Raw genomic sequence first — 914 nt, 5'->3', positions numbered from 1 at the left:
GGTCAATTGAGGCCTAGGAGAGCCAGGTGGCCGCTCGTAGGGGCGGAGGGTTGTGGTGCGGAGTCCGGCGGCGGTGTTGGTGTGGCCGACGGTGCGGAGTTGGTTGATGGCGAAGCTGCGGAGAGCGGCCATGTTCTCCTGCCCGTGTCCGGTGCAGTTGCCCACCCGACCAGCATCGTCCACCGCCGAGAGATCACCACGACCTTACAATTGCCTGGCTTGAACTGTGTCTCAAACCGTACTGCCGCAGTGTGTGCAGGGTCCATACGCTTACTCTCCGCGTGCCAAATTCGGGAGTGACTGAATGCGGTGGGCGTGACTGACGAAAGTTCTGGGGGGTATAGCGCGGACCCTGTGGTATGGCCAGGCCCGTCATCCGCAACATCCCCGTCTAGAGACAATGATCAGTCCATCGTTCACGATGGACTGATCTGCTTGCGCGCGTCAGCGCGAAGGGGGGCTAGTGTGAGCAGGACAAAACTAAAAGAGGTAAAGAGTGCTGACCCGCAGTCAGACAATGATGCGGATCCGAAGCGGGTGTATTCTCTGGCGGCGTGCCAGAAAGAGGTGCGCCTGAGCAGCCTGAGCGAATCGCTCGGGTGGCACAGGGAGCGCACAGCCGCCGCCGTCGAGAAGCTGTGCCGCTACAACCTGTTAGTTCCGGTCCAGCAAGACGGTGAGACCTTCAGCGTCTCCACTCCGCGCCATGCGGCATCGAGACTTCTCGCCCCGCTGGACCGTCAGATTGAGAGCCTGGAGCGCGAGGCGTTCCAACTCCGCGCCGATTTCGCGAAGTACCAGGTGGCCTACGCCGAGGCGGTCACCGGCTCCGATCGGAACCCGGAGTTCCTTACCCTGGTCGGCCATGACGCCATCAATGCCGAGCTGGAGCGGGCTGCCGCACAGTGCCAGGA

The 914-nt window shown here is 62.4% G+C and carries 1 protein-coding gene; it reads left to right on the top strand.

Annotation, left to right across the window (positions count from 1 at the left end; genetic code table 11):
* Nucleotides 1–465 precede the first annotated feature (465 nt).
* Nucleotides 466–914: hypothetical protein (locus tag CA983_RS44175; RefSeq protein WP_143645877.1), on the top strand; the 449-nt coding region annotated here is incomplete at its 3' end.

It is taken from the genome of Streptomyces swartbergensis, from assembly GCF_002148965.1.
In the GTDB taxonomy this organism is placed as follows: domain Bacteria; phylum Actinomycetota; class Actinomycetes; order Streptomycetales; family Streptomycetaceae; genus Streptomyces; species Streptomyces swartbergensis.
The sequence above is the reverse complement of the archived record's forward strand: the minus strand, read 5'-3'. Positions and strand labels throughout refer to the sequence as shown.